At 70.4% G+C, this 24,112-nt stretch carries 19 protein-coding genes; 7 read left to right on the top strand and 12 right to left on the bottom strand.

Annotated elements, in window-relative coordinates; all coding sequences use genetic code 11:
• The first annotated feature begins 467 nt into the window (after positions 1–467).
• The 3 genes from rsmG (at position 468) to WA670_RS04080 (ending at position 3,165) form a co-directional block, all read left to right on the top strand.
• On the top strand, positions 468–1,148 hold the full coding sequence (gene rsmG / locus WA670_RS04090; RefSeq protein ID WP_037809131.1) for a 16S rRNA (guanine(527)-N(7))-methyltransferase RsmG: 681 nt from the start codon (positions 468–470) through the stop codon (positions 1,146–1,148).
• Positions 1,149–1,234: 86 nt separating this feature from the next.
• Entirely contained in the window at positions 1,235–2,158 is a 924-nt protein-coding gene (locus WA670_RS04085) for a ParA family protein (protein WP_037809129.1), read from the top strand.
• Positions 2,155–3,165 carry a ParB/RepB/Spo0J family partition protein gene (locus tag WA670_RS04080; protein ID WP_037809127.1) on the top strand — a complete coding sequence of 337 codons (1,011 nt, stop codon included), beginning with the start codon at positions 2,155–2,157 and terminating at the stop codon, positions 3,163–3,165. The genes WA670_RS04085 and WA670_RS04080 overlap by 4 nt, the downstream gene beginning before the upstream one ends.
• A gap of 131 nt (positions 3,166–3,296) precedes the next feature.
• On the opposite strand, the gene WA670_RS04075 is transcribed toward WA670_RS04080, so the two are convergent.
• Both WA670_RS04075 and WA670_RS04070 read right to left on the bottom strand, forming a co-directional pair.
• A complete protein-coding gene (locus WA670_RS04075; protein WP_009085339.1) occupies positions 3,297–4,247 on the bottom strand; it encodes a D-alanine--D-alanine ligase family protein in 951 nt (316 codons plus the stop codon).
• A gap of 30 nt (positions 4,248–4,277) precedes the next feature.
• Positions 4,278–5,597 carry an aminotransferase-like domain-containing protein gene (locus WA670_RS04070; RefSeq protein ID WP_043831398.1) on the bottom strand — a complete coding sequence of 440 codons (1,320 nt, stop codon included), beginning with the start codon at positions 5,595–5,597 and terminating at the stop codon, positions 4,278–4,280.
• 182 nt (positions 5,598–5,779) lie between these two features.
• Here WA670_RS04070 and WA670_RS04065 point away from each other — a divergent pair, with 182 nt between their 5' ends.
• The gene (locus WA670_RS04065; RefSeq protein ID WP_106961273.1) at positions 5,780–6,424 is read left to right on the top strand and encodes a GNAT family N-acetyltransferase; all 645 of its coding nucleotides are present in this window, start codon (positions 5,780–5,782) and stop codon (positions 6,422–6,424) included.
• A gap of 795 nt (positions 6,425–7,219) precedes the next feature.
• Here WA670_RS04065 and WA670_RS04060 read toward each other — a convergent pair.
• The 9 genes from WA670_RS04060 to WA670_RS04020 all read right to left on the bottom strand — a co-directional run bounded on the left by WA670_RS04060 (position 7,220) and on the right by WA670_RS04020 (position 18,401).
• The gene (locus WA670_RS04060) at positions 7,220–8,368 is read right to left on the bottom strand and encodes an N-acetylmuramoyl-L-alanine amidase (protein WP_037809125.1); all 1,149 of its coding nucleotides are present in this window, start codon (positions 8,366–8,368) and stop codon (positions 7,220–7,222) included.
• Between the two features lie 268 nt (positions 8,369–8,636).
• Positions 8,637–8,960 (bottom strand): thioredoxin, encoded by a 324-nt coding sequence (gene trxA / locus WA670_RS04055; RefSeq protein ID WP_009085330.1) that lies wholly within the window; start codon positions 8,958–8,960, stop codon positions 8,637–8,639.
• Positions 8,961–8,988: 28 nt separating this feature from the next.
• Positions 8,989–9,981: a thioredoxin-disulfide reductase gene (gene trxB, locus WA670_RS04050; protein WP_336156950.1), complete on the bottom strand. Its 993-nt coding sequence runs from the start codon at positions 9,979–9,981 to the stop codon at positions 8,989–8,991.
• Positions 9,982–10,076: 95 nt separating this feature from the next.
• Positions 10,077–10,874 (bottom strand): hypothetical protein, encoded by a 798-nt coding sequence (locus WA670_RS04045; RefSeq protein WP_134728051.1) that lies wholly within the window; start codon positions 10,872–10,874, stop codon positions 10,077–10,079.
• Positions 10,871–11,536: an RNA polymerase sigma factor SigM gene (gene sigM / locus WA670_RS04040; RefSeq protein ID WP_043831404.1), complete on the bottom strand. Its 666-nt coding sequence runs from the start codon at positions 11,534–11,536 to the stop codon at positions 10,871–10,873. The genes WA670_RS04045 and sigM overlap by 4 nt, the downstream gene beginning before the upstream one ends.
• Before the next feature lie 31 nt (positions 11,537–11,567).
• A complete protein-coding gene (locus WA670_RS04035) occupies positions 11,568–13,166 on the bottom strand; it encodes a protein kinase family protein (protein WP_336156949.1) in 1,599 nt (532 codons plus the stop codon).
• Positions 13,167–13,245: 79 nt separating this feature from the next.
• Complete coding sequence (gene murJ / locus WA670_RS04030) at positions 13,246–15,024, bottom strand: murein biosynthesis integral membrane protein MurJ (protein ID WP_235146700.1); 1,779 nt, start codon at positions 15,022–15,024, stop codon at positions 13,246–13,248.
• A 693-nt stretch (positions 15,025–15,717) separates the two neighbouring features.
• On the bottom strand, positions 15,718–17,880 hold the full coding sequence (locus WA670_RS04025; protein WP_043831406.1) for a DUF6049 family protein: 2,163 nt from the start codon (positions 17,878–17,880) through the stop codon (positions 15,718–15,720).
• Between the two features lie 14 nt (positions 17,881–17,894).
• A complete protein-coding gene (locus tag WA670_RS04020; RefSeq protein ID WP_037809118.1) occupies positions 17,895–18,401 on the bottom strand; it encodes an NUDIX hydrolase in 507 nt (168 codons plus the stop codon).
• 101 nt (positions 18,402–18,502) lie between these two features.
• Here WA670_RS04020 and WA670_RS04015 point away from each other — a divergent pair, with 101 nt between their 5' ends.
• From WA670_RS04015 to WA670_RS04005, 3 genes are all read left to right on the top strand, one after another.
• Positions 18,503–19,948 (top strand): CCA tRNA nucleotidyltransferase, encoded by a 1,446-nt coding sequence (locus WA670_RS04015; RefSeq protein WP_037809117.1) that lies wholly within the window; start codon positions 18,503–18,505, stop codon positions 19,946–19,948.
• Positions 19,949–20,059: 111 nt separating this feature from the next.
• The gene (locus WA670_RS04010) at positions 20,060–21,385 is read left to right on the top strand and encodes an ATP-binding protein (protein ID WP_037809116.1); all 1,326 of its coding nucleotides are present in this window, start codon (positions 20,060–20,062) and stop codon (positions 21,383–21,385) included.
• On the top strand, positions 21,370–22,203 hold the full coding sequence (locus WA670_RS04005) for a class I SAM-dependent methyltransferase (RefSeq protein WP_134734016.1): 834 nt from the start codon (positions 21,370–21,372) through the stop codon (positions 22,201–22,203). Before WA670_RS04010 ends, WA670_RS04005 begins: the two co-directional genes overlap by 16 nt.
• On the opposite strand, the gene WA670_RS04000 is transcribed toward WA670_RS04005, so the two are convergent.
• Positions 22,189–24,081, bottom strand: a complete 1,893-nt coding sequence (locus tag WA670_RS04000) for a TNT domain-containing protein (RefSeq protein ID WP_134734015.1) — start codon at positions 24,079–24,081, stop codon at positions 22,189–22,191. The two genes, WA670_RS04005 and WA670_RS04000, sit on opposite strands and share 15 nt — an antisense overlap.
• Between the last annotated feature and the right edge of the window lie 31 nt (positions 24,082–24,112).

The following is a 24,112-nucleotide window of genomic DNA, read 5'->3' as shown; positions in this document are numbered from 1 at the left end:
CTGACGCGGTCCCTCGGCACCGCGAGTACGACCGGCACCGTGCCTGTCGGACCCGCCGAGCAGACCCTGGCCTCTGGGCGATGCCGCGTCGCGCGTCGTCCGTTGGCGACGCTCCTGTCCCCTGTCATGTTCTAGGCAGCGGTTAGGCAAGGACGACTGCCGTCATGTTCATCAGCCGCCGCCCGGCGCCCCGGCACGCGACGAGTGACGCCCGAGCCTGCAGTCGCCCGAGGATCGTCATCGCTCCGACTCGACGCCGCCGCGAATTACAAGCGTGGCGTTTCACGTGAAACTCGCCGCCTCCTCCCCCGGCCGATCGCGTTTCACGTGAAACGACCTGTGGATCGCTCGGCGACTCGAGTGGACTTGTCCACAGTTGCGGTCTGTCGGCTCGATTTGGCGTCGGCATCAGGGACAATCAATCGAGCGCGTTTCACGTGAAACGCGCGGAGCGAGGAGTGCGAGTAGTGAGCTTGGACGGCGCCACCGGGACGGTCCGGACCGCGGCGGTGGAGGTGTTCGGGGAGCGCGTCGAGCAAGCCGCCGGGTACGTGGAGCTGCTGGCGACTCATGGGGTCGAGCGAGGGTTGATCGGACCGCGTGAGGTCGACCGGCTGTGGGAGCGGCACGTGCTGAACTCCGCGGTGATCGGTGAGCAGATCCCGTCCGAGGCGCGCGTGGTCGACGTCGGGTCGGGCGCGGGGCTTCCGGGAGTACCGCTGGCGATCGCTCGACCGGACCTCGATATCGTGCTCTTGGAACCCATGGCTCGCCGGGTTGACTGGTTGGCCGAGGTCGCCGAGAAGCTGGAACTCCCGATCACCATCGTCCGTGGACGCGCCGAGGAGCGGTCCGTACGCGAGCAGCTGAGTGGCGCAGACGTCGTCACCGCCCGCGCGGTCGCCCCTCTTGCTCGGCTCGCGGGCTGGTGCCTTCCCCTGGTTCGTCCCGAAGGTCGACTGGTTGCCCTCAAAGGCGCCAGCGCCGCCGAAGAGATCTCCCGCGACCGCGACGCGGTGCGCAAGGCCGGTGGGGCCGAACCACAGGTCGCGGAATGCGGGAAGGCAGTACTCGAAGTCCCCAGCACGGTGGTCCTGATCCGTCGCCTGCCGCCGAAGCCGAACCGGCCACGCGGCAGGCGGAGCTAGCGAACGACAACAGCCGCGCCGTTCCACGTGAAACATCGCGGTGTGAACGCCCCCGAATCGTCTACCAGGAGGAGGTGTCGAGACCGGTGAATCCCCCGCCGTCCGACTCCGCGGAGGCCAGCCAGGAGATGGGCTGGACGCCGATCGCTGAAGAAGCCGTTCGCGCCGCGAGCGTGCTCCACCCCAAGGAAGGGGTACTCCCCCGACCCTCTCGTCGCCGCGTGCTCACCGTCGCCAACCAGAAGGGCGGGGTCGGCAAGACGACGAGCACCGTCAACCTGGCCGCGGCGCTCGCCGTGCACGGGCTGAAAACGTTGGTGATCGACCTCGACCCGCAGGGCAACGCCAGCACCGCGCTCGACATCGACCACCGCTCCGGGACGCCGTCGATCTACGAGGTGCTCATCGGCGAGGTCTCAATCGCCGAGGCCGCGCAGCAGAGCGAGCAGTCCCCCAACCTCTACTGCGTGCCCGCGACGATCGACCTCGCCGGTGCCGAGATCGAACTCGTTTCCATGGCGAACCGCGAGACGCGGCTCAAGGAGGCGCTGTCGTCCGGCGCGCTCGACGAGATCGGCGTCGACTACGTCTTTATCGACTGCCCGCCGTCGCTCGGTCTCCTCACCGTCAACGCGATGGTGGCGGCGCAGGAAGTGCTCATCCCGATCCAGTGCGAGTACTACGCACTCGAAGGTCTCGGGCAGCTCCTCAGCAACATCGAACTCGTGCAGCAGCACCTCAACCGCGAACTCAGCGTGTCGACGATTCTGCTCACCATGTACGACGGTCGCACCAAACTGGCCGACCAGGTGACCAACGAGGTCCGGAACCACTTCGGCGAAACGGTGCTGAAGACCGTCATCCCGCGCAGCGTGAAGGTGTCCGAGGCACCTGGCTACGGCCAGACCGTCCTCTCCTACGACCCCGGTTCACGTGGCGCCATGAGCTATCTCGACGCGGCGAAGGAGATCGCCGAGCGGGGTGTGAACGAGAGGAGCAGCACCGCATGACTGAGCGCAGAGGAGGGCTCGGCCGCGGACTGGCGGCCCTGATCCCGACCGGACCGGCGACGCCTCCTCCGGCCGCGACCGAGGCCAGCACGCCCGCGGAGAAAGCGGTACGCGAGGACAAGGGCTGGTTCGCGGCGAACGGTGCCGCGGGCCAGCCGAGCGGCGAGGTCGCCGGCGCGGTGTACCGCGAGATCCCGGTCAGCTCGGTCAAGCCGAACCCGAAGCAGCCGCGCCAGGTTTTCGACGAGGAAGCACTCGCCGAACTCGAGCATTCGATCCGCGAGTTCGGGCTCATGCAGCCGATCGTCGTCCGAGAACTCGGCGACGACGAGTACGAACTCGTCATGGGCGAGCGCCGGCTGCGTGCCTCGCAGCAGGCGGAGCTCGAGGCGATCCCGGCGATCGTGCGACAGACCGCCGACGAGTCGATGCTGCGGGACGCGCTGCTGGAGAACATCCACCGCGTGCAGCTGAACCCGCTCGAAGAGGCGGCGGCCTATCAGCAGCTCCTCGACGAGTTCGCGGTGACGCACGAGGAGCTGGCCGGGCGCATCGGTCGCAGCCGTCCGGTCATCACGAACACCATCCGGTTGCTCAAGCTCCCCCTCCCCGTGCAGCGGCGGGTGGCCGCGGGCGTCCTGTCCGCCGGGCACGCGCGGGCGCTGCTGTCGTTGGAGGATCCGGAAAGCCAGGAGGAACTGGCGGCGCGGATCGTCGCGGAGGGCATGTCGGTGCGGGCCACCGAGGAAGCCGTCACGCTGAAGAAGAGCGAGAAGCCGGCGAAGCCGAAGGCCGCTCCCCGAAAGCAGATCCAGGCGCCCGGATTGCAGGAACTTGCGAACCGGCTGTCCGATCGGTTCGACACCCGGGTGAAGGTCGACCTCGGCCGGCGCAAGGGGCGCATCGTTCTCGAGTTCGGGTCGGTCGACGATCTTGAGCGGATCGTCGGGATCATCGACGCGAATTCCGGGGAAAAATCGGCGAATCAGAGCGACGAAACCGATTAGGGATCACCCAGGGGCGTTTCGTCACGGTGATGATTGCGGATCGAGGCGGCCACGGTCACGCGGAGTGGCCGCCGGAATCGACCGGCGCGGGGAGGGGCGGCAGTCCGCCGCCCGCCCCTGTCCGCCAGTTTTCAGTTCGCGCGAGCGACGGCGCGCGCGACGAGGTCCGCGAAAACTGAACCGAGCGTGGTGCCGGCGGCTTCGACCGCCATCGGCACCGTCGACGTTTCGGTGAGACCCGGCGAGAGGTTCACTTCGAGGAAGTGGACTCCCCCGTCCGGCGTGATCACCGCGTCGGTGCGCGAGATGTCGCGCAGCCCGAGCCACCGGTGCGCGCCGACGGCGAGTTCGCTGACCGCCTTCGCGGCCTCGTCGGAAATCCGGGCCGGGGTGAAGAAGTCGGTGAGGCCCGCGGTGTAGCGCGCGGTGTAGTCGTAGACGCCGCTCTCCGGCACGATCTCGACCGCGGGCAGGGCCTCGGCCCCGTTCTCCCCTTCGATGACCGTGACGGCCACTTCAACGCCGTCTACGAACCGTTCCGCGAGCACGGTGTCGCCATAGGCGAAGCAGCCGACCATCGCCGCGGGCAGCTCCGCTGCCTCCCGAACCACCTGCGTGCCGAGCGCCGACCCGCCCTGATCCGGCTTGAGGATCAGCGGCAGACCGAGCCGCTCGACCATCGCGTCGAGCACCGACTGCGCGCCCAGTTCGCGGAAAGTGCTGTGCGGCAACACAATCCAGTCCGGCGTCGAGAACCCGGCCTGCTGCACGAACGCCTTCGCGGTCGGCTTGTCCCAGGCGCGGCGGCAGCCCTGCGAATGGGTGCCGACGAACGGCACGTCGAGCATCTCCAGCACGGTCTGCACCGAGCCGTTCTCGCCCTCACCGCCGTGCAGGGCGACGACAACCGCGTCCGGACGCTGCGTGCGCAGCCGTTCCAGCAGCCCGGCGTCGGTGTCCCACTCCTCCACCGTGAGGCCCTCGGCCCGCAGCGCGGCGGAAAGCCTGCGCCCGGAGCGGAGCGAAACGTCGCGTTCGTGGGAAAGCCCGCCGGCGAGCACGGCAACGGTACGGTCGACCACCGTGGGAACTCCTTAGTGTTGCTGGGCCGGTCAGACCGTGTCCGGAGACGGGGTCTCGGGCCCCGGGATGGTGCGCGCCTTCACGCTACCGAAGGTGCGGTTGAGGTCCATTTCGGACTCGAGCACGGCGGCGAGCCGGCGCACGCCCTCGCGGATGCGTTCCGGCGTCGGATAGCAGTACGACAACCGCATCTGGCGGGAGCCGAAACCGTCGGCGTAGAAACCGGTGCCGGACGCGTACGCGACCCGAGCGGTGACCGCACGCGGCAACATCGCTTTGGTGTCAACGCCTTCCGGCACGGTGACCCACACGTAGAAGCCACCGTCGGGGTTGGTCCAAGAGCAGCCGGGCGGCAAATACTGTTGCAGCGCCGACAACATCGCGTCGCGGCGTTCGCGGTAGTTCTCCCGGAACTTCTTGATCTGGCCCTTCCAATCGTGCGTCGCGAGGTAGCGCGAGACGATCATCTGGTTGAAGGTCGGCGGGCACAGCGTCGCGGATTCCGCTGCCAGCACGAGCTTTTCGCGCACCGCGTGCGGCGCGAGCACCCAGCCGACGCGCAGCCCGGAGGCGAACGTCTTCGAGAACGAGCCGAGGTACACGACGTTGTCCGGGTCGAGCGAGCGCAGCGCCGGGTAGGTCTGGCCGTCGAAACCGAGCAGGCCGTACGGGTTGTCCTCGATGATCAGCACGCCGTGCTCGCGGCAGATCTCGACGATTTCCGGCCGCCGGTCGACCGACAGCGTCACGCCGGCCGGGTTGTGGAAATTCGGGATCGTGTAAAGGAATTTGACCCGCTGCCCGGCTTTTTCAGCCTGGCGCAAGGCTTCCCGCAACCCTTCGGGCACGAGACCGTGCTCGTCCATCGCGACGTGCACGACGTTCGCCTGGTAAGCGGAAAACGAACCGAGCGCACCGACGTACGACGGGCCCTCGGCGATCACGACGTCACCCGGGTCGCAGAAAAGCCGGGTCACCATGTCGAGGCCCATCTGGGAACCGACGGTGACCACGACGTCGTCGGGGTGCGCCTTGATCCCCTCGAGAGCCATGATTTCGCAGATCTGGTCACGCAGCGCGGGAATCCCGTGCGCGGACCCGTACTGCAGGGCGACGAGCCCCTCCTCGGCGATGATCTCGCCGACCTGAGCCGAGAGGGTGTCGAGCGGCAGCGCGGCGAGGTTCGGCATGCCGCCGGCGAGCGAGACGACCTCCGGCCGGCTTGCCACTGCGAAAAGCGCGCGGATCTCGGATGCGGTCATCCCGGCGGTACGTGCTGCGTACCGGTCGAGGTGCGGGTCGAGATTGTGGCGGCCGGTCTGCGGCTTGGCGGGGCGGTTCTCGGTCATCGGACACCTGAGGGCTCGGTGGGTACCTGCTGGTAGATCCATCGAGTGTAACCGCGGCCTCTTCCGGCTCCCCGCTCTTCCGGCGCTTGTCACATCGGCCTATCCTCGGGGTGGTTCTTCCGGTGCCGCCTGCGCTCTTGCGGGCGCGATGGCCGGAGTTGCGGGGTCCAGGGAGGTTTCAGGTGTCACGTCGCGTGGTGGGCGTCACCCTGGACAATCTCGAGCACCTTCCCAAGAACTGCCGGCAGTGCGTGTACTGGGAGCTCGCGCCGCACCTGAAGGCGCAGGCCGAGGAGTACGGCTCCACCGAGGTCGAGAAGGAAGCCTGGGTGTCCAGCGTGCTGCTGGAATGGGGTTCCTGCGGCCGCATCGTCTACAGCGACACGTTGCCGGTCGGGTTCGTGCTGTACGCCCCGCCGAACGCGGTGCCCCGCTCGCTCGCCTTCCCGACGTCGCCGCCGAGCGCCGACGCCGTCCTGCTCACCGCCTTCCAGGTCCTGCCGGAATTCCGCGGCGGCGGCCTCGGCCGGATGCTGGTGCAGGCCGTGGCGAAGGACCTGACCAAACGCGGCGTCCGCGCGATCGAATCCTTCGGCGACGCCACCCCTGACGACGAGGACCCGCTGGGCCAGCACTCGTGCGTGCTCCCCGCCGCGTTCCTGCAGAGCGTGGGCTTCAAAACGGTGCGCCCGCACCCGAAGTACCCGCGCCTGCGCCTGGAACTGCGCTCGGCGATCACCTGGAAGGAAGACGTCGAAGCGGCACTCGAACGTCTGCTGGGCCAAGTGACGATCACGACCGCGGAACCGAGCCTCGGCCGCGCCTGACCGGCTTCGTGCCCCAGGCAGGTCAGCCAGAATGACCTCGCTGGCACCCACCATGAACGCCCGTCCCGGCTAGCCCGCAGTACTCCGCCACTCCCCGGCTACCCGGTCACTCTCCGTGCCGACCGTCGCGACAACTACCGCCGCTCGCCCGCTTTACTGCTCACCGCGACCCTCATTCCCGACTGGGTTGTGCGGCCGCTCGAACAGCATCGCCCGAGGTCAGCCCCGGCCTGTTCGCCGCCGCCGGGGGTGGACCTCGGATGCCCCAGGACCGAGTCCGACGAGCCCCATACCACCTCGGATCCGCGCGGAAAACACCCACTCCCGGTACCTGTGCACAACTGTGGAAGAGTCCCCGAGTTATCCACAGATTGCAGATAGAGGCCGTGGAAAAGCTGTGGATGGATAGAATGGATCTGGGGACGCCCCCCGGGAAGGGTGGGGGCTGCCCCCAGGTGTGGTGGGTGGTGTGGCAGTTCGGCGCAAGTTCTTGTGGCGCCGGTTAAGCGGTGTGGGGGCTCCGGTTGTTTGGGGGTGAGGGCGCGGTTGGTTCGGGGGTGGCGGTGCTCGGGAGGGGTCGCCGAGGGGGCGGCGGCTGGTGGTGACTGTGGGTAGTGGTTGCTCGGGGTGCGGGCGGGTCAGCACGGGTAAACACGGGCTGAGAGGGCGGTGCGGCGGCGGGGCGCGCTGAGTGGGGCCCTGGGCGGTCTTCGCGGGGAAAGGCCGGGGCAGGGCGAATCAGGGTGGGGCTAGGGGTAAGGCAGGAAGAACTGGAGGGGGCGAATAGCGAGAGGGCTATTCGGCCTTGGCCAGTTCGTGGGCCAGTACGTCGGCGAAGGTGAAGGTGCCGGTGGGCTGGTCGCCTTCGCCGAGGAGGTAGAGGCGCTTGACCGCGATGAGGATGCCTTCGGCCACGACGTCGCGGAAGGCGGGGTCGCCAAGGCGGGCGGCGTCGTCCGGGTTCGTCAGGTAGCCGATTTCCACGCGGACGGCCGGGCAGCGCGTGCGGGTGAAGATCTCCCACGTCTTGTAGTGCGTGCGGCAGTCCAGCAGGCCGGTACGGGCCGCGACCTCGCGCTGGATGAAGCCGGCCAGCAGCTCGCCGACGGTGGACGTCGTGCCGTTGCCGGTGCCGAAGTGGAAGCTCGCGACGCCCTGCGCGCGCGGCGACGGGTTGCCGTCGCTGTGCAGCGACAGGAACAGGTCCGCGCCGGCGTCGTTGGCGAAGCGGGCGCGTTCGAAATCGGTCGGGCTGTGGTTCGGGCCCCGGCTGATCAGGGCCTCCATGCCGGTGGCCTGCATCCGGCCTTCGAGCCGCCGCGCCAGATCCCAGGCGATGTCCGCCTCGCGCAGGCCGCCTGCGACGACACCGAGGTCTTCGCCGCCGTGGCCCGGGTCGATCACGATGCGCTTGCCGCGCAGCCGCGGGCCCGCCTGGCGCACCTGCTCCTGCTCGCGCAGGAAAACCGGGCGGCCGCCGCGAGCGCGCGGCGAGGACAGGCGATGCAGCTCGCGGATGGTGGCCGGGCCGCAGATGCCGTCCGACGTCAGCCGCATGTCGCGCTGGAACGTGCGCAGGGCGCGTTCGGTCTGGGGGCCGAAATAGCCGTCCGGGCGGCCCGCGTCGAAGCCCAGTTCGGTGAGCCGCTCCTGAAGAGTGAAAACGTCGTCGCCGTGCACCGGCGACGACAAAAGGTACTGGAGCGGGCGGCTCCCGAGGTGATAGCTCGCGCCCTTGAGCGCCTGGTACGTCGCCGGGCCCACCACCCCGTCGGTGATGAGCCCGCGGCGCTGCTGGAACGCGCGCACGGCCTGCTCCACCGCGACGTCGAACGTGTTGTACCGCTCGGTCCCCGCCACCGGCGGGAGCAGATCCATCCCGGCAAGGATCGACCTGATCTCGGCGACGTCGGGACCGGCGTCACCGCGGCGGAGTACCCGCATGCACTCCTCGCTCTTCCTCAGGCACCGAAACCGGCTCGATGCGAAACAGAAACCCGGGTAGGGGGTGTACCCAGGCACCTATTGTGCCCTGTGAACTCTCGGTAAGGACGCAGGCCCGGTCGGTGCGCCACCGGCGGGTGCGTCGCCGCGCGGCGGACACGCCGAGTGCACCTGCGTGCCCACCCCCGTGCGGGTGGTTCCCGAACGTGCGAGAACCCGGACCGGCGAGTCGATAGCCGCTGGCCCGGGTTCTCAGCAGGTGGACCGCTCAGAGCACGTCGGCGAGATCGGACAGCAGCGCGGCCTTCGGCTTCGCGCCCACGATCTGCTTCACCGGCTTGCCGCCCTGGAACAGGATCAGCGTCGGAATCGACATCACCTGGTAGTCACGCGCCGTGTTCGGGTTCTCGTCGATGTCGAGCTTCGCGACGGTGATCTTGTCGCCGTTTTCCTTCGCGATCTCCTCGAGCACCGGGGCGACCATCTTGCACGGCCCGCACCAGGTCGCCCAGAAGTCGACGAGAACGGGCTTCTCGCTGGTCAGGACGTCGTCCACGAACGACTTGTCGGTCACCTTCACGGGTTCGGACATCGCTTGCTCCTTCAACTCGGTGGGAAAGTCAGTGCTCGCCGGCGCCGTAGCCGCCGCCGACCAGTTCCGGTGCTTCGTTCGCCTCGGCCTCGCCGTGCTCCGCGAGCCATCGTTCCGCGTCGATCGCCGCGCTGCAGCCGGAACCGGCCGCGGTGATCGCCTGCCGGTACGTGCGGTCCACGAGGTCGCCGGCGGCGAACACCCCGGGCAGGTTCGTGTACGACGTGCGGCCCTGCGTGAGCACGTAGCCGTCCTCGTCCACGTCCACCTGACCGCGCACCAGCTCGCTGCGCGGATCGTGGCCGATCGCGACGAAGAACCCGGTCACGTCGAGCGTCTTCTCCTCGCCGGACTGCGTGTCGCGCACCTTCAGACCGGACACGGTCCCGTCGCCTTCGACGCCGGTGATCTGCGAGTTCAGCTGCCACTTGATCTTGTCGTTCGCTCGAGCGCGCTCGAGCATGATCTTCGACGCCCGGAACTCGTCGCGGCGGTGCACGATCGTGACGGACTTGGCGAACTTCGTCAGGAAGGTCGCCTCCTCCATCGCCGAGTCGCCGCCGCCGGCCACCGCGATGTCGTGGTCGCGGAAGAAGAAACCGTCACAGGTCGCACAGGCGGACACGCCGCGGCCGAGCAGCTCCTGCTCGCCCGGCACCTTCAGGTACCGCGCGGCGGCGCCCATGGCCAGCACGACGGCGCGGGCGGCGTAGCGCTGGCCGTTCGCGACGACGTACTTCACGTCGCCGGTCAGCTCAAGCGACTCGACGTCCTCCGCGCGCAGCTCCGCACCGAACCGTTCGGCCTGCTTGCGCATCTCCTCCATCAGGTCCGGGCCCTGGATCCCGTCGCGGAAGCCCGGGAAGTTCTCGACCTCGGTGGTCGTCATCAGCGCGCCGCCGAACTGCGTGCCCTCGAACACCAGCGGTTCGAGCTGTGCGCGCGCCGCGTAGACCGCTGCGGTGTAACCGGCAGGACCCGACCCGACGACGATCAGGTTCCTGATTTCCTCGGCAGCCACCCGTCAACCCTCCGCTCGTCATGACCTGTGCTCCAGGCTCAACACGATCGTAGGTGGAGGTGTTCCCGGCGGTGACGCCCGCTACGTCCTGCCCGCTACTTCTTGCCGACCACCTTGTCGAACAGCTTGTCCGCGTTCCCCGGCCCGCAGTCCGCGCCGAACGCGACCAGCCGGAACTGCGCGAGCTTGCCGGTGGTGTAAATCGCCACCACGCCCGGCTTGCCCTCGACGGTCACCGGCCGCACGCCTTCCGGCCGCACCGCCGGGTCCATGCCGGCCGCCGCGACGCACGCGTCGAAGCGTTTCGAGTCCTGCAGCGGACCGTAGTTCCGCACGCCGAGACCGCCGCCCAGCAGCGCTTCCGCACCGCTGCCGTCGCTGCCGACGGACGGGCCGCTTGCCGAAGACGGCGCGGGCGCGGCGACGCCGGACGTATTGGTCTTGGTCGCACCGGGAACGGTCAGCGTGATCGCTACCGCGGCGGCCGCGGCGGCGGTCAGGATCCCGGCGCCCCAGCCGAGCTGCCGGTTCCGCCGTTTCCGCGCCGCCGACAGGTCCACCACCGGCGCGACCGCCTGTTCAGCGGGCTCCGGTGCGGCCGCCGGAAACGTCGCCTCCTGCCGGGCCGCCGACTCCGCGGCGAGCGCGGCGTCGAGCCTCGCCGCGAACTCGGCGGGCATCGGCGGCGCCGGTTCCGCGGCGAGCGCGGACAGGTCGGCGGTGGTCGCCTCCAGGGCCTCGATGATCGCGCGCGCCTCCGGATCCGCGTTCACCCGCGGCCACAGCTGCGCTGCCTCCTGGTCGTCGAGGACCCCGGCGTGGAGGTCGGCGAGCAGGTCGACAGACCAGGGCGGCCCGATGGTTCCGCCTGCCCCCCGGCTCTCGTCCGTCATCGTCCCTCCCCGTTCCCCGGCGAGCGCTGGGCTCGCCCGGCACTCCGGGACCCCTCCGAAGTGGCGTGCTTGCGTTTGCTTTCGTTAGTTGGGACGTCGCCACCCCCGTCCGGGTTCCGCAGATGCCCGAGAACCTTCGCGAGTTTTCCCCGGCCGCGCGCGCACCGGCTCTTGACCGTGCCCTCGGCGATGCCGAGCATTTTCGCCGTCTCGGCCACCGAATAGCCCTCGACGTCGACGAGCAGGATCGGCGCGCGCTGGTCTTCGGGCAGCTCGTCGAGCGCTTTGCGGACCAGCAGGCTGGTCTCCTTCTCGGCCATCGAGTCGCCGGGCGCGGCCGGTTCGTTGTACTCGCCGGTCTCGGGCAGCGGCACGGTCGGCCGGGCCTGCTTCCGCCGGATCCGGTCGAGGCACGCGTTCACCACGATCCGGTGCAGCCAGGTCGTGACCTGCGACTCCGCGCGGAACTTGCCCGCCGCGCGGAAGGCCGAGATGAACGCCTCCTGCAGCGCGTCCGCCGCCTCTTCCGGATCGCGCAGCGTGCGCAGCGCTACCGCCCACATGCGGTCTCGATGCCGCCGGACCAGTTCACTGAACGCATGCGGATCGCCCGCGGCGTGCGCCGCGATCAGATCCGCATCCGTGGGAGCTGCAGCCGTCACCCGGCAGAGCCTACTGAGTCGTGCTCGCAGCTCACGCCGCAGGCAGGAAGCTCAGCTCTCCGATCTGGCTCAGGAAGCCGTCGCCGCCGTTGTCGCCCAGCTGGGTGATCCAGACGATGAAGTACTGGCTTTGTGTCGGCTGCTGCAGGGTGATCGTGGTGTCCGGGCCGTTCAGGTCGCCGCTCCCGACCACCTTCGTGTCGTCGAGCTGCGGATTCTTGCTGTCCGCCGACCGGATCTCGACCTTCGTGCCCGGGCTGTCCGCGCTGATCTTCACCTGCGCGAGGTTCACCGGGTTGTCGAACGAGACCGCGATGCCGACGCCGGGCTTCAGCGCGGGCAGCTGCTGCTGGTACTGGTCGGTCTTCCAGACCGTGCTCGGGTCGCCGTCGATCGTGTTCTTCGCCCGGCCCGCGTTGTCGCCGGAGCCCTGCGGGTTGTAGAGCGTCGCCGACTTCGGGGCCACCGGGTCGCCGATCTTCGGCGCCGCGGGCGGCTGGTTGCCCGGCGGTGGCGCCGGGTTGCCCGGTTTCGCCGGAGCACTGCTCGGCGGGGCCGCGACGTTGATCGTGGGACCGGTCGGCTTGCCGTCGCCCTGGAACAGGTTGATCAGCATCAGCCCGCCCCACGCGAGGATGACCACGGTCGCGACCACCAGCACGGTGACGCCGAAGGCCAGCTTCCGCCGCCGCGCGACGTCCTTCACCGGCTTCTTCGTGGTCCAGATCGTGCCGTCGGTCTCCGCCGCCGGGTCGTCCTTGCCGACCGCGTTGATCAGCTGGGTGCGTTCCTCCTGCTCGGCGACCTGGCCGAGCACGCGCAGAATGGCCGAGCTGGTGCGGATCCCGCCGCTGCCGCCGTCCTCGATCGTGCGCACGGCCAGCGAGGACAGCTCCGGCGGCACCGCAGGCACCAGCGACCGCGGCGGCACGACGTGCCCCTGCGGCGTGAGCGGCGCCGCGGGGATCGCGGGCGGCCCGCCCGGCAGCGCCCAGCGTCCGGTGAGCAGCAGATACAGCACCGCGCCGAGCGCCTTGACGTCGTCGCGGAGAGTGGCTTCGGGCAGCGGGCCGGGGAAGGCGAGCTTGAGCGCGCCGCCCGGCGTGAGCCGCAGCCGCTGCGGGTGGTCGAGGCCGAGGACGAGACCGTTCTGGTGGGCGTGGTCGACCGCCTCTGCGAGCGCCTGCACCATCCGCGCGGCCGCGGCGGGGGCCACCGGGCGCTGCGCGACCAGGTCCACCAGGTCGCTGCCCTTGGTCCACTCCGCCACCACGACGCCGAGCAGTCCCTCGCTGGAGGTGACGCCGCTGCCGAGGCTGAGCACATCCAGCACTCGCGCGACGCCGCCGTGCCCGAACTTCGACGCGTGCGCGGCCCGTTCCAGGGTGCGCCTCGCCTGCCTCGCCGCCTCCGGATCGGCCGGATCGCCGACCAGCAGCGTCAGTGCGACGTCCCGTTTGAGCTGCCCGTCCCGCGCGCGCCAGAGGTGCGCGGCGGCCCGCTCGTCTACCCCGAACTGGGCAAGCAGGCGATACCGGCCGTCCCCTACGACGCGTCCGGGCGCGAGCGATCCGCCCCGGGCGCGAATGCCCGCGGCGTCCCCCGCCTGCTCGCTTCGTCTCGTGTCCACGCTCTCTCCCGCTTCGCTCCCGGCACCGAGGGTACCCGGATCATCAGCCGTAGAAGCGTCGTGAGTCGTGAATCAATCGTTACCCGCGCTTGATCAATCGGGTGAATCTCGATGTTACGGGCTTCAGCTCCTCGACCTTCAGCGCCATGAGCACCCCGAACGAGACCACGATCCCGACGAGTCCCTGCAGGACGAGCTTGATCCAGGCGTGCAGAACCGGGCCGAGGGACGAGGGCACGATCAGCCCGACGACCCACGCCGCGCCGACCCCGAGGACGCTCGCCACGACCGTGAACAGGATCACCCCGATCACCCGCTTGCTGCGCAGGTTGCCGAGCGTCACCCACAGCCACACCTGGCCGAGCATCGCGCCGATCACGTAGGTCAGCGCGTTCACCATCATCACGCCGAGCACGACGTTCTCCGGGTTCAACAGCACCGGGCACAGGAACAGCAGCGGCACCTTGACCACGGTCATCACGATCATGATCAACGTCGGCGTGCGGGCGTCCTTCATCGCGTAGAACACCCGCATCTGGAGCATCACCAGCGCGTACGGCAGCAGCGCGAACGCGGTGATCGCCAGCGCCTGGCCCATCCGCTCGGCGCCTTCCAGCGAGCCCTTGCCCAGCGCGAACAGCGCGACACCCATCGACGAGCCGACGATCGTCATCACCGCGGAGATCGGGACGAGGGTCACCGTCGAGATCCGCGAGGCATACGACAGGTCGCTGACCAGCTTCTTCGTGTCGCCGTCGGCGGCGGCGCGGCTCATTCGCGGCATGATCGCGGTCAGCAGCGAGACGCCGAGCACGCCGTAGGGCAGCTGGAACAGCAGCCACGCGTAGTTGTAGGCGGTGACGCCGCCCGAGGTGCCCTTGGTGAGCACGCGAGTGGTGATCGTGAGGCCGACCTGGCTGACCGCGACGTAGCCGACGACCCACAGGGCCAGCCCGCCGAACTCCTTCATCCGGCTGTCCAGGCCCCAGCGCCAGCGCGGGCGGAAGCCGGACCGCAGCAGCGGCGGGATCAGCATGAGCGCCTGCGCGGCGATGCCGCCGGTGACGCCGAGGCCGAGCGTGAGCACCTTCGGATCGGTGAGCGACGGGTTGCCGGTGTCGATCGAACCGGGCATCAGCCACACCACGAGGATGGTGAAGATGACCACCAGGTTGTTGATCACCGGGGCCCACGCGGTCGGACCGAACACGTGCTTGGCGTTCAGCATCGCCGAGACCAGCGCGAACACGCCGTAGAAGAAGATCTCCGGCAGCAGCAGATAGGCGAACGCGGTGGTCAGGCCCGCGCTCGCGTTGCCGGACGAATCGATGTACAGCGACGTGAACGCCGGCGCCGCGATCACCGCGATCACGGTGCCGATGAACAGCACGGTGACGCCGGTGGTCAGCAGCCGTTGCGCGTAGGCCTGGCCGTGGTCCGGGTCGTCCTGCGAACGCACCAGCAGCGGCACCACCACGCTGGTGAGCACGCCGCCGAGCAGCAGCTCGAAGATGATGTTCGGCATCGTGTTCGCGACGTTGAACGAGTCGGTCGCGATCCCGTTGCCGATCGCCGCGACCAGCAGCACCTTCCACAGGAACCCGGTGATCCGGCTGATCAGCGACGCGATCGCCATCCGGCCGGATTCCTTCGCGACCGAAGGACCCTCGTCCTTCGGCTGCTCGGGCGCCTCGGCCGGACGCGCGAGCGGCGCGTCCTTGATCCGCGGCATGACCTGGGTGGCCAGCGCGTCGTACGGGCGCAGCACGTCCGGGTCGGCGGTCGGCCAGCGCGACGGGGCCGCCAGCGGAACGCCCGCGGTGCGCGGGATGAACCGGGTGGCGTCCGGGTCCCGCATCGCCTCTTCCTGCCACGGCCGGATCGGCGTGCCGGGACGCGGGCCGCGGCCGCGGTGCACCGGCGGCTGCGGGCCCGGCACGTTCGCGGGCGGCGGGGTCGGCTGCGGGAGCTGGCCGCGGTTCGGCGGCTGGTTCGGCGGGATCGGCTGCGGACCCGACGGCGGGAGCTGCTGCGGGCCGGACGGCGGCCCGGACTGCCTCGGCGGGGGCGGCCTGCGCACCGGCGGCATGGCGGCCCTGGTCGGGGCCGGACGCTGGCCGTTCGGCGGTGGCGGCGGGACCCGGCGCGGCGCGCGGTCCCGGGGTTCACGAGGTTCGCGGGGCTCACGGGGGTCGCCGCGGCGCGGGTCGATCCGGCGCGGCTGGGCCCGGTCGGAGGGCGCCCGGTCGGCGGGCGGACGTTCGTCGGGCAACGGCATCCGGCGGGTGCCGTTGGGCGGCGGCTGCCTGCGGTCGGCGGGCGGCGGCGGAGGAGGCGGCTGGCGACGGGCGTCCCGCACCGCGCGGCGAGGCTGGTCGCTCCGCCTCGGCGCCGCGCCGTCCCGCCGAGGACGACCCGCACGCTCGGGTGGTTGACCCGGCTCTTTGTCCAACGCGTGCCCAATCCTCGGCGGTCCCCTTGCCCCTGCCATTGTGGCAGCGCGGACTCAGGGTAATCGGGAACGGGCGCGAGCACCCGGCCCCTTGGCCTGTCAGGGCGTGCCGCCGCGGCTTTCCTTGATCCGCCGGTAGATCCGCCGGGACGCCAGCAGAAGCAGCGCGCAACCAGCGACGACGGTGACGATGATGGTGATCGGGCCGTATTCGGTCGAGGTCAGCTCGAACCGCGCGGTCGCGCCGAGATCCGTGCCCGATGGGGTGGTCAAGGACACATCGACCGACAGGCGGCCGGCCCGCAACGCCTCGATCTGCACGTACTTGGTCTGCCCGCCCTTCGCCGGGAAAAGCAGGTTCTTGCCCGCTTGTTCCGGCCGGACGCCCATGTTGTTCCGGAGCACGATCTGCGCGGTGACGCCGACCGGCAGGTCGTTGTGCACATACACCGGCAGCGGCGAGGACCCGGACGCGAGCGCAAACGTTTGCTTCGGCTGTTCGACGGTCACCTGGTCGCGGATCGCGGCGAGCTCCGCGGTGGCGTTCGCCGAGGCGGACGCCACCGCCGACGGGCCGAACGCGGTCGAGCTGCCGCGGACCAGCGCGTCGCGCACCGGACCGACGACGGCCTTCGGTTCGACCTGGTTCCGCTGGTCGACCTGCATCGCCGAGACCAGGCCGGTGGCGTCCTGGTCGAGGCCGGACAGCTGGCCGGCGACCGCCGCGCCGCCGTCCGAACGGGTGTCCGCGGCCAGCGAAGCGCTGCCTTCCGGCGCGGTGCCGAGCAGGTCGTCGAGCGTCGAACCGGCCGTCACGCCCGCGGTGGTGAGCTTGCCGAGCCCGGACAGGAAGGCGTTCAGCTCGTCGGTGGTGGCGTCCCAGCGCCGCGGCGGCGCGATGAGCAGCGGCCCGCCGGTGGTTCCTTCGGTGCGGCCGAGCCCGGCTTCGAACGCGACCGCGGCGAGACCGTTCTGCGTGGAGACCGCGCGCTGCGACGCTCCGCTGTAGGTGGTCGGCGCCTGCGGGCTCGGCGTGAATCCGGTGAGACCGGCGGTGGCCATCGAGTTGGTCGGCTGCGCGCGCAGGCCGTCGGACAGGGTCGCCGCGCCGGTGACGGTCTCGTCGTCACCGCCCGCCCGCAGCTTGCCGCTGTCGGTGAGCACGGTCTGGAAGCCGCCCGACGAAATCGCCGACAGCGCCTTGTCGTCCGGAGTCCCGCCCGGCCACAGCACGCCGCTCTTCGACTCGACGCCGAGCACCTGGCGGATCGTCGCGGTGCCGTTCAGCGCCGTGGTCATGAGGCCGGCGTCCGGGTTGCCGTCGGCGCCGCGGATCTTGCCCAGCGTGGTGAGGTCGGCGTCGGCGAACGGCAGCGGGATCACGCACCGGCCGGTGACCAGCGCACGCAGCGCCGCCAGCCAGTTCGACGCGGCGTCCGCGCCCTTGCCCGTCGCCCCGCCGCTGACCCGGTAGCCGTTCTTCATCGCGTCCACGGTGCGCAGCAGGTCCGGATCGAGCGCGAAGCACAGCGAGCCGCCGATCTTCGGATTCGTCTCCTGCGCCGCTCGCGCCGCCGAGACCAGCGAATACAGCCGTCCGCCGGGGCTCAGCTGGTCGGCGAGGGAATCGTCGGTGAGCGTCATCGGCACGCCGAACGGGGCGGACTGGACGTGCGGGGTGCTGTCGGTGATCGGCCACAGCACGGCCAGTTTCGAATGCCGCTGCGTCGCCTGGTTGTTCGCGTGACCCGGCGTCGACAGCACCGGCATGAGCAAGCTCACCGCGGCGAGCCGGGCCGGGCCGCCGTACTCCGGGGTGCCGTTCACGTTCACCAGCAGCGGGTACACGCCCGGCCGGAGGCCAGCGCCGCGCGGCCCGGTGAGCGGCACGGTGATGTTCAGCCGGGCGCTCTGACCAGGCTCCAGGTCCTCGGCGAGCGTGGTGAACTCGGTCAGCGGGGTGTCCTGCACCGGGGTCCCGGCGAGCACCGAGTCCATCGCGCGCGGGCTGGCGAGGCGTTCGCCGATCTGCAGCCGGGCCATCGGCTTGACGATCCGGCGCGATCCGGTGTTGGTGACCGTCCCGGCCACCGTGATCGCCTGGTCCGCGCTGGAGATCACGCGCGGGGTCAGCTGGCCGAGGTCGAGCCGCAGCCGCGCCGGTTCCGGAGACGGATTCTCCTGCGCGCCCGCCGGCGCACCGAACAACGCGGTGGCGGCGACGATCAGCAAAGACAGCAAGAAGGCGGCGGGCCGCTTCACTCGGGTGCTCCCTCTCAGCCGCGCTCGTCGGGCGCGAAAAGTTCTGCTGCCCCGCGAACCAGCTTGCGCTCGTCCGCGTAGGCGAGGGTGGTCTCCAGCTCGGCCAGCGGAACCCAGGCGACCTCGGTCACCTCGACGTCCTCGTCCGACAGTTCGCCACCGGTGGCTTCGAGCAGGAAATGGTGCACGGTCTTGTGCACCCGGCGCTGCTGCGCGACGAACCAGTAATCGATGGCGCCAAGCGGGTGCAGCACGCGCGCGGAGATGCCGGTTTCCTCCTTCACCTCGCGCACCGCGGTCTGCTCCACCGTCTCCCCGTCCTCGATGTGGCCCTTCGGCAGCGACCACAGCAGTCTGCCGTGTCGGTCGAGCCGCCCGATCAGCACCGCGTGTTCGCGCTCCGGGTCGACGACCAGTCCGCCCGCCGAGGTCTCGTCGACCGTGGTCAGCCGCCTGCCGCGGTGGCGCCGTCGCCGCCGGCGCGGCGTCGGCGGCCCGGCGCGACCGGCGGATCCAGACATGCTGCGATGCTAGAGCAAACGGTCGCCCGGGTACTCTGGCTCTCCGTGTCCGTGTCCGGCGGCGTCCGCGGTGGCGGCGCCATTTTCGTGGTGGGATTCGAGTGAACAACCTGGTCGCCCAGCAGAACGCGGTGACGGAACTGATGCGAGTGTCCCCGTTGGCCGACGAGCTGGCCGAGCGCTTCGCCCGCGCCGGCCACAGCTTGTACCTGGTCGGTGGCAGCGTGCGCGACGCGCTGCTCGGCAGGCTGTCCAACGACCTCGACTTCACCACCGACGCGCGCCCGGACCGGGTGCTGCAGATCGTGAGCGAATGGGGTGACGCGGTCTGGGACGTCGGCATCGCGTTCGGCACCGTCGGCGTCACCAAGAACGGCACGACGCTGGAGATCACCACGTTCCGCGCGGACAGCTACGACCGCGTCGGCCGCAACCCCGAGGTCACCTTCGGCGACACCATCGAGGGTGACCTGCTCCGCCGCGACTTCACCGTCAACGCGATGGCGATCGACCTGGTCGGGAAGACGTTCATCGACCCGCACGACGGCATGGACGCGCTCCGGCTGAAGGTGCTCGACACCCCGGCGCTGCCGCAGGAGTCGTTCGCCGACGACCCGCTGCGGATGATGCGCGCGGCCCGGTTCTCCGCGCAGCTCGGCTTCACCGCGTCGCCGCGCGTGGTCGAGGCGATGACGTCGATGGCCGAGGAGATCGACCGGATCACCGCCGAACGGGTCCAGACCGAGCTGTCGAAGCTGATGCTGGCCCCCGACCCGCGGCCGGGCCTTGAGCTGCTGGTCGACACCGGGCTGGCCGACCGGGTGCTGCCCGAATTGCCCGGCATGCGGCTGGCGATCGACGAGCACCACCAGCACAAGGACGTCTACCAGCATTCGCTGACCGTGCTCGCGCAGGCGATCGAGCTGGAGAAATCGCACGAACCGACCAGCGAGCCGGACCTCGTGCTGCGGCTGGCCGCGCTGCTGCACGACATCGGCAAGCCGGCCACCCGCGAGTTCACCCAGGGCGGCGGCGTGAGCTTCCACCACCACGAGGTGGTCGGCGCGCGGATGGCCCGCAAACGTTTGCGGGCGCTGAAGTACTCGAAGGAGATCATCGAGCAGGTCTCCCAGCTCGTGTTCCTCCACCTGCGGTTTCACGGATACGGCGGCGGCGAGTGGACCGATTCGGCGGTCCGCCGCTACGTCACCGACGCCGGCGACCTGCTGACCCGGCTGCACAAGCTCGTCCGCGCCGATTCGACCACGCGCAACAAGCGCAAGGCGGCCGCGCTGCAGGCGACCTACGACGATCTCGAGGCCCGCATCGCGCGGATCAAGGAGCAGGAGGATCTCGACCGGGTCCGGCCGGACCTCGACGGCAACGAGATCATGCGGCTGCTCGGCCTCCAGCCGGGCCCGCAGGTCGGGCAGGCCTGGAAGTTCCTCAAGGAGCTGCGGCTGGACCGCGGTCCGCTGGAACACGACGAGGCGGTCGCCGAGCTGAAGAAGTGGGCGGCGGCCGAGGGCCTCGGTTCGGGCGAGTAGACCCAAGAAATGAATTCGGGATCGCGGGTTCGCCACGATCCCCCTTTGGCCTCTGGATCATCGCCGGGCCAGCCGAGATACTCCCTGTCTCGAACCGAACCGGGGGGATCGATGACGCGGCAGCAGGACGGGGACCGGCGCGGAGCCAGCTTTCTCGTCATGCTGCTGCGGCGCGGCACGCCCGCGCTGGCCACGGCGACGACCGGGCTGACCGACGAGATCGGCGATCCGACCCCGGTGCGCGCGTTGCAGCGGATCTCGCGGATGGCCGGTCCGGTCGACGAGCGGCAGCGCGACGGGCTGCTGCTGCGCGCGGCTCGGTACGTGGTGCTGGTTCCGCTGGTCTACCGGCTGCTGATGGTGCCCGCGACGTTCGGGTCGTACGCGGTCAAGCACGGGTCGGCCGGGCTGGCGTCGGTCGCGATCGTCGCGGTGTGCTCGGTGGCGCTGAGCGCGTTCGGCCTGTTCTGGATGATGCGCCGGGCCCCGTTCCGCAGTGATCTCGCGGGCCGGTTGCTGTTGATCGACCTCGTCGCCACGCTCGCGTTCGAGCTGTTCATCGGCGCGACGGTGTCGCCCGCGGTGTTCCACGACGCGGTCGGCGTCGCGGACAAGCACCTGCTCGGCAGCGTCGCCCTGCTCACCCTCGCCGTCGGCATCCCGTCCGGGATCGGGCTGGCGGCGCTCAGCCTGCCGGTGCGGCTGCTGTCGGACCTGCTCAACCACGGCACGTTCGATTTCGCGCAGGCCGCGTCGCTGTACCCGACGATGTTCGGCGTCCTGTTCACCGCGGTCGGCGCGCTGATCCTGCTCGGCCTCGGGATCCGGCTGGCGCTGGCGTACGGGATTCGCAACGGACGGCTCGCCGAACGCGCGCGGCAGCACCGGATGCTGCACGACACGGTGCTGCAGACGCTGGAAGCGATCGCGCTCGGCGGTCCGGGCGATTCGGATCAGCGGCTGGTCGAGGTGCAGCGGCTGGCCCGGGCGCAGGCGATCGAACTGCGGCAGACGATCGAGACCGCCGCCGCGCAGCGGGCCGAGGAGGGCGCGCGGCCGCTCGGCGAGAAGCTCGCGGCGCTGGCCGCGGAGATGGCGCGGGACGGGCTGCGCGCGCAGCTGGTGATCGCCGAACTGGACGACGACACGCTGTCCGAGGTCCGGCAGATCGCGATCCGCGACGCGGTGCGGGAAGCCATGCGCAACACGATGAAGCACGCGGAGACGGACAAGGTCGTGGTACGCGTGGAGGAACGCAACGGCGGGATCGCGGTGATCACGCGGGATCACGGCACCGGGTTCAGTCCGGCGGACCGGCCGGCCGGGTTCGGCATCAGCGAGTCGATCACCGCGCGGTTGTCCGAGGTCGGCGGGACCTCGCTGGTCGAATCGAGTCCGGGGAGCGGAACGAGGGTGACGTTGTGGGTGCCGCTGTGAGCGGGGTGGCGGGTGCGCTGGCGGCGTACCGGGACGGCGAGGTCGAGCGAGCGGGTGCGCTTGCCTCCGAGGCTGGAACGCCGTTGGGCGACGAGCTCGCGACGTATCTCGCGGCGGGTCCGAGCGGTCCGGTGTACGACCAGCCCGCCGCGTTCACGGCGTTCATCCGCGGTGGCGGGAACGTCGAGTTGTACCGGCGGTTGAGCGAAGAACTGGCGGCGCGGTACGACTCCTGGCGTCCGGCCGCGTTGCTGGATCTCGGGTGCGGCGACGGGTTGGCGATCGAACCGGCGTTGGCGCGGGCCTCGTTCCGGCCGGAGCGGATCGACCTGGTGGAGCCGTCGGAGGCACTGCTCGCGGACGTCGAAGTGCCTGGTGCGCGCCGGTTTTCGTTGACCGCGCAGGACTTTCTCGCCGCGGATGGTTCCACGTGGAACCTCACGCAGTCGACGTTCGCGCTGCAGTCGATCGAGCCCTCCATCCGCGCTGAGGTGCTGAGTGCGTTGCGGACGCGGACGGAACGGTTGGTGCTGGCCGAATTCGACGTGCCGGACACTGCTGACCTGGAGTCGCTCGTGCGTAGGTACGAACGCGGCGTCGCCGAATACGGCGAGCAGGCTTCCCTGGTGGCGCAAGGATTTTTGCTGCCGGTGCTGCTCGGCGTCGCCGCCGGGACAGCGCGGACGAACTGGGAACATCCGGCCGCGCAGTGGACCCGGCAGCTCGAGACCGCCGGGTTCGCCGACGTGACAGTGGAACCGCTCGCGGACTACTGGTGGTCGCCCGCTGTGCTGATCACGGCTTCACAACCGGGATAGCGCGCCCTGCTCGAGGTGCTGCGCGATCGGTCGCGGCAGCAAGTACGCGGTGGCCCCGCCGGGCTGTTGCGCCCACGGCGCGGTGACGCCGGTCAGCACCCGGATCGTGCGCTGCACGCGGTACTCGTGCCGGTCGCGTTCGCGGTCCGGCGTCAGCGAGGTTTCCAGGAACCGCACCGAATTCGCGTGGACCAGGTTCCCGGTCTCGGGGCCGAAGCGGACTACCGTGGTTCCGGCGGGCAGCACGACGATCCGCTTGCCGCGGAAGAACGACAGCGGCGGCTCGCCGCGCATCGGCAGGATCGGCCAGTCCGCGGGCTGATCGGATTCGTCCGGAGCCTGCGGCGGCAGCATCAGCAGCGTGCCGAGGAGGAACCGGGCCGCGTCGGCGAGGTTGGCGAACGCCACCGGCTCCACCGCGGGCGGACGCGACACCTCCCAGCCGTTTTCCGCGCGGCGCAACGTCCACACGCCTTCGGCAGGGACCTCGTTCGCGCCGATCCGGTACGCCGACGACGGCACGCCGTGTTCGACGAGCCGCTGCTGCAACAGCGCCAACGTTTCGGCACTGCGCAGGCCAAGGGTCGGCTCGCCGCGGACCGCGCGGGCGAGCGAGCTGTCGTCCGGGATGTCGGCCTCGGTACGGCCCGGGCGCGGTTTGCCGAGCACGTCGGCTTCGGCGGTCGCGCGCACCAGATCGCGTACGATCGGCGGCCGGAACCCGGCGGCGCGGATGTGCTCGACCAGTTCCGGCTCCGGCGGAACGCCGTATTTGCGCAGGTAGTGCGGTACGGCGGCGGGCCAGATCCAGGTGCCGTCGGTGTGGAAGGCCTGCGGCACGTCCGGCGGCGCGCCAGGCGCGAAGATGTCCGGCTGCGGCACCGGCCGGTGCAGCACGACGGGCGAGCGGAACAGGTAGTCGAGCACGCCGCGGACCTGGTCCGGCGGCACCGGCGGGCGGTTCACCACCGGGCGCTCGCCCTCGTTGTGCGCATCGACCGGTCGCGCCTGGCGGAACCCGACGGTCAGCGGCAGCCCGGCTTTCGCGCCGAGCCAGTCCGGCAGGTGCTTGTCCGGGCGCGGGAAACGGGTCAGCTCCACGAGGTAGGACTCGCGGGCGGGCTCGCCGCCGTCGTTGGGCGGCAGCCGCCAGTCCGGCTCCTGGTCGGCGTCGAAGTCGAAATCGAACTGCGAATCGGCGTCGAGCGTGAAGGTGCCTTGGAACCAGGTGCCGGTCTCCGGCTGGTACATCGCAGCGCGCAGCTGGGAGAACAGCGTGCTCAGCTGCGGCGTGCCGGGCAGCGCCACCGAAACCGGACCGTTCTCGTCGCCGACCGCGCGGACCTCCAGCTCGGAGTAATCGCCGACCTGCCGGAACTGCGCCGCCACCCGCGTCCACCCGCCGGGTACCTGACGCAGTGTGCGGCCGATCCCCCGCAGAATCCGGGTCTGGTCGCCGCCCTCGGTCTCGGCCTTCGGCTCGCCGTAGTCGTGCCGGGTCAGCCAGAGCCCGGTGAGCTGCTTGCCCGGGACGGTCACCGAGAAATCGGTGAGCCCGAGCTGCGCGGCGCGCACTGGATCGTGCCGCGTCCAGCGCAGGGTCAGATTCGGCTGGTCGCCTGGCGCGACCTCGAACAGTTCGTCGTCGTATTCGACGTAGGTGCGCAGATCGAACGTCGCGGGCACCTCGTTCGCGAGCACGACCCGCGCCGGCTTCCCCTCGTGCTCGCGGTCGAACCCTTCCGGCGCTTCCTCGTCGCCGACGACGGTCAGCAGCAGCGTTCCGTCGGTGGTCGAGCGTTGTGCCGCGAAAGTGCGATCGTCGAGCGTCGCGTACAGGCCGTCTGGGCGTTCTCCCGATTCCACCCGGTACCGCACGTCTGGTTCCTCCCCGAAGTCCCCCGTGTAG

The sequence above is a fragment of the Amycolatopsis sp. VC5-11 genome (assembly GCF_037034185.1).
Taxonomy (GTDB): domain Bacteria; phylum Actinomycetota; class Actinomycetes; order Mycobacteriales; family Pseudonocardiaceae; genus Amycolatopsis; species Amycolatopsis nivea.
This window is presented reverse-complemented; position numbering and strand designations above follow the sequence as displayed.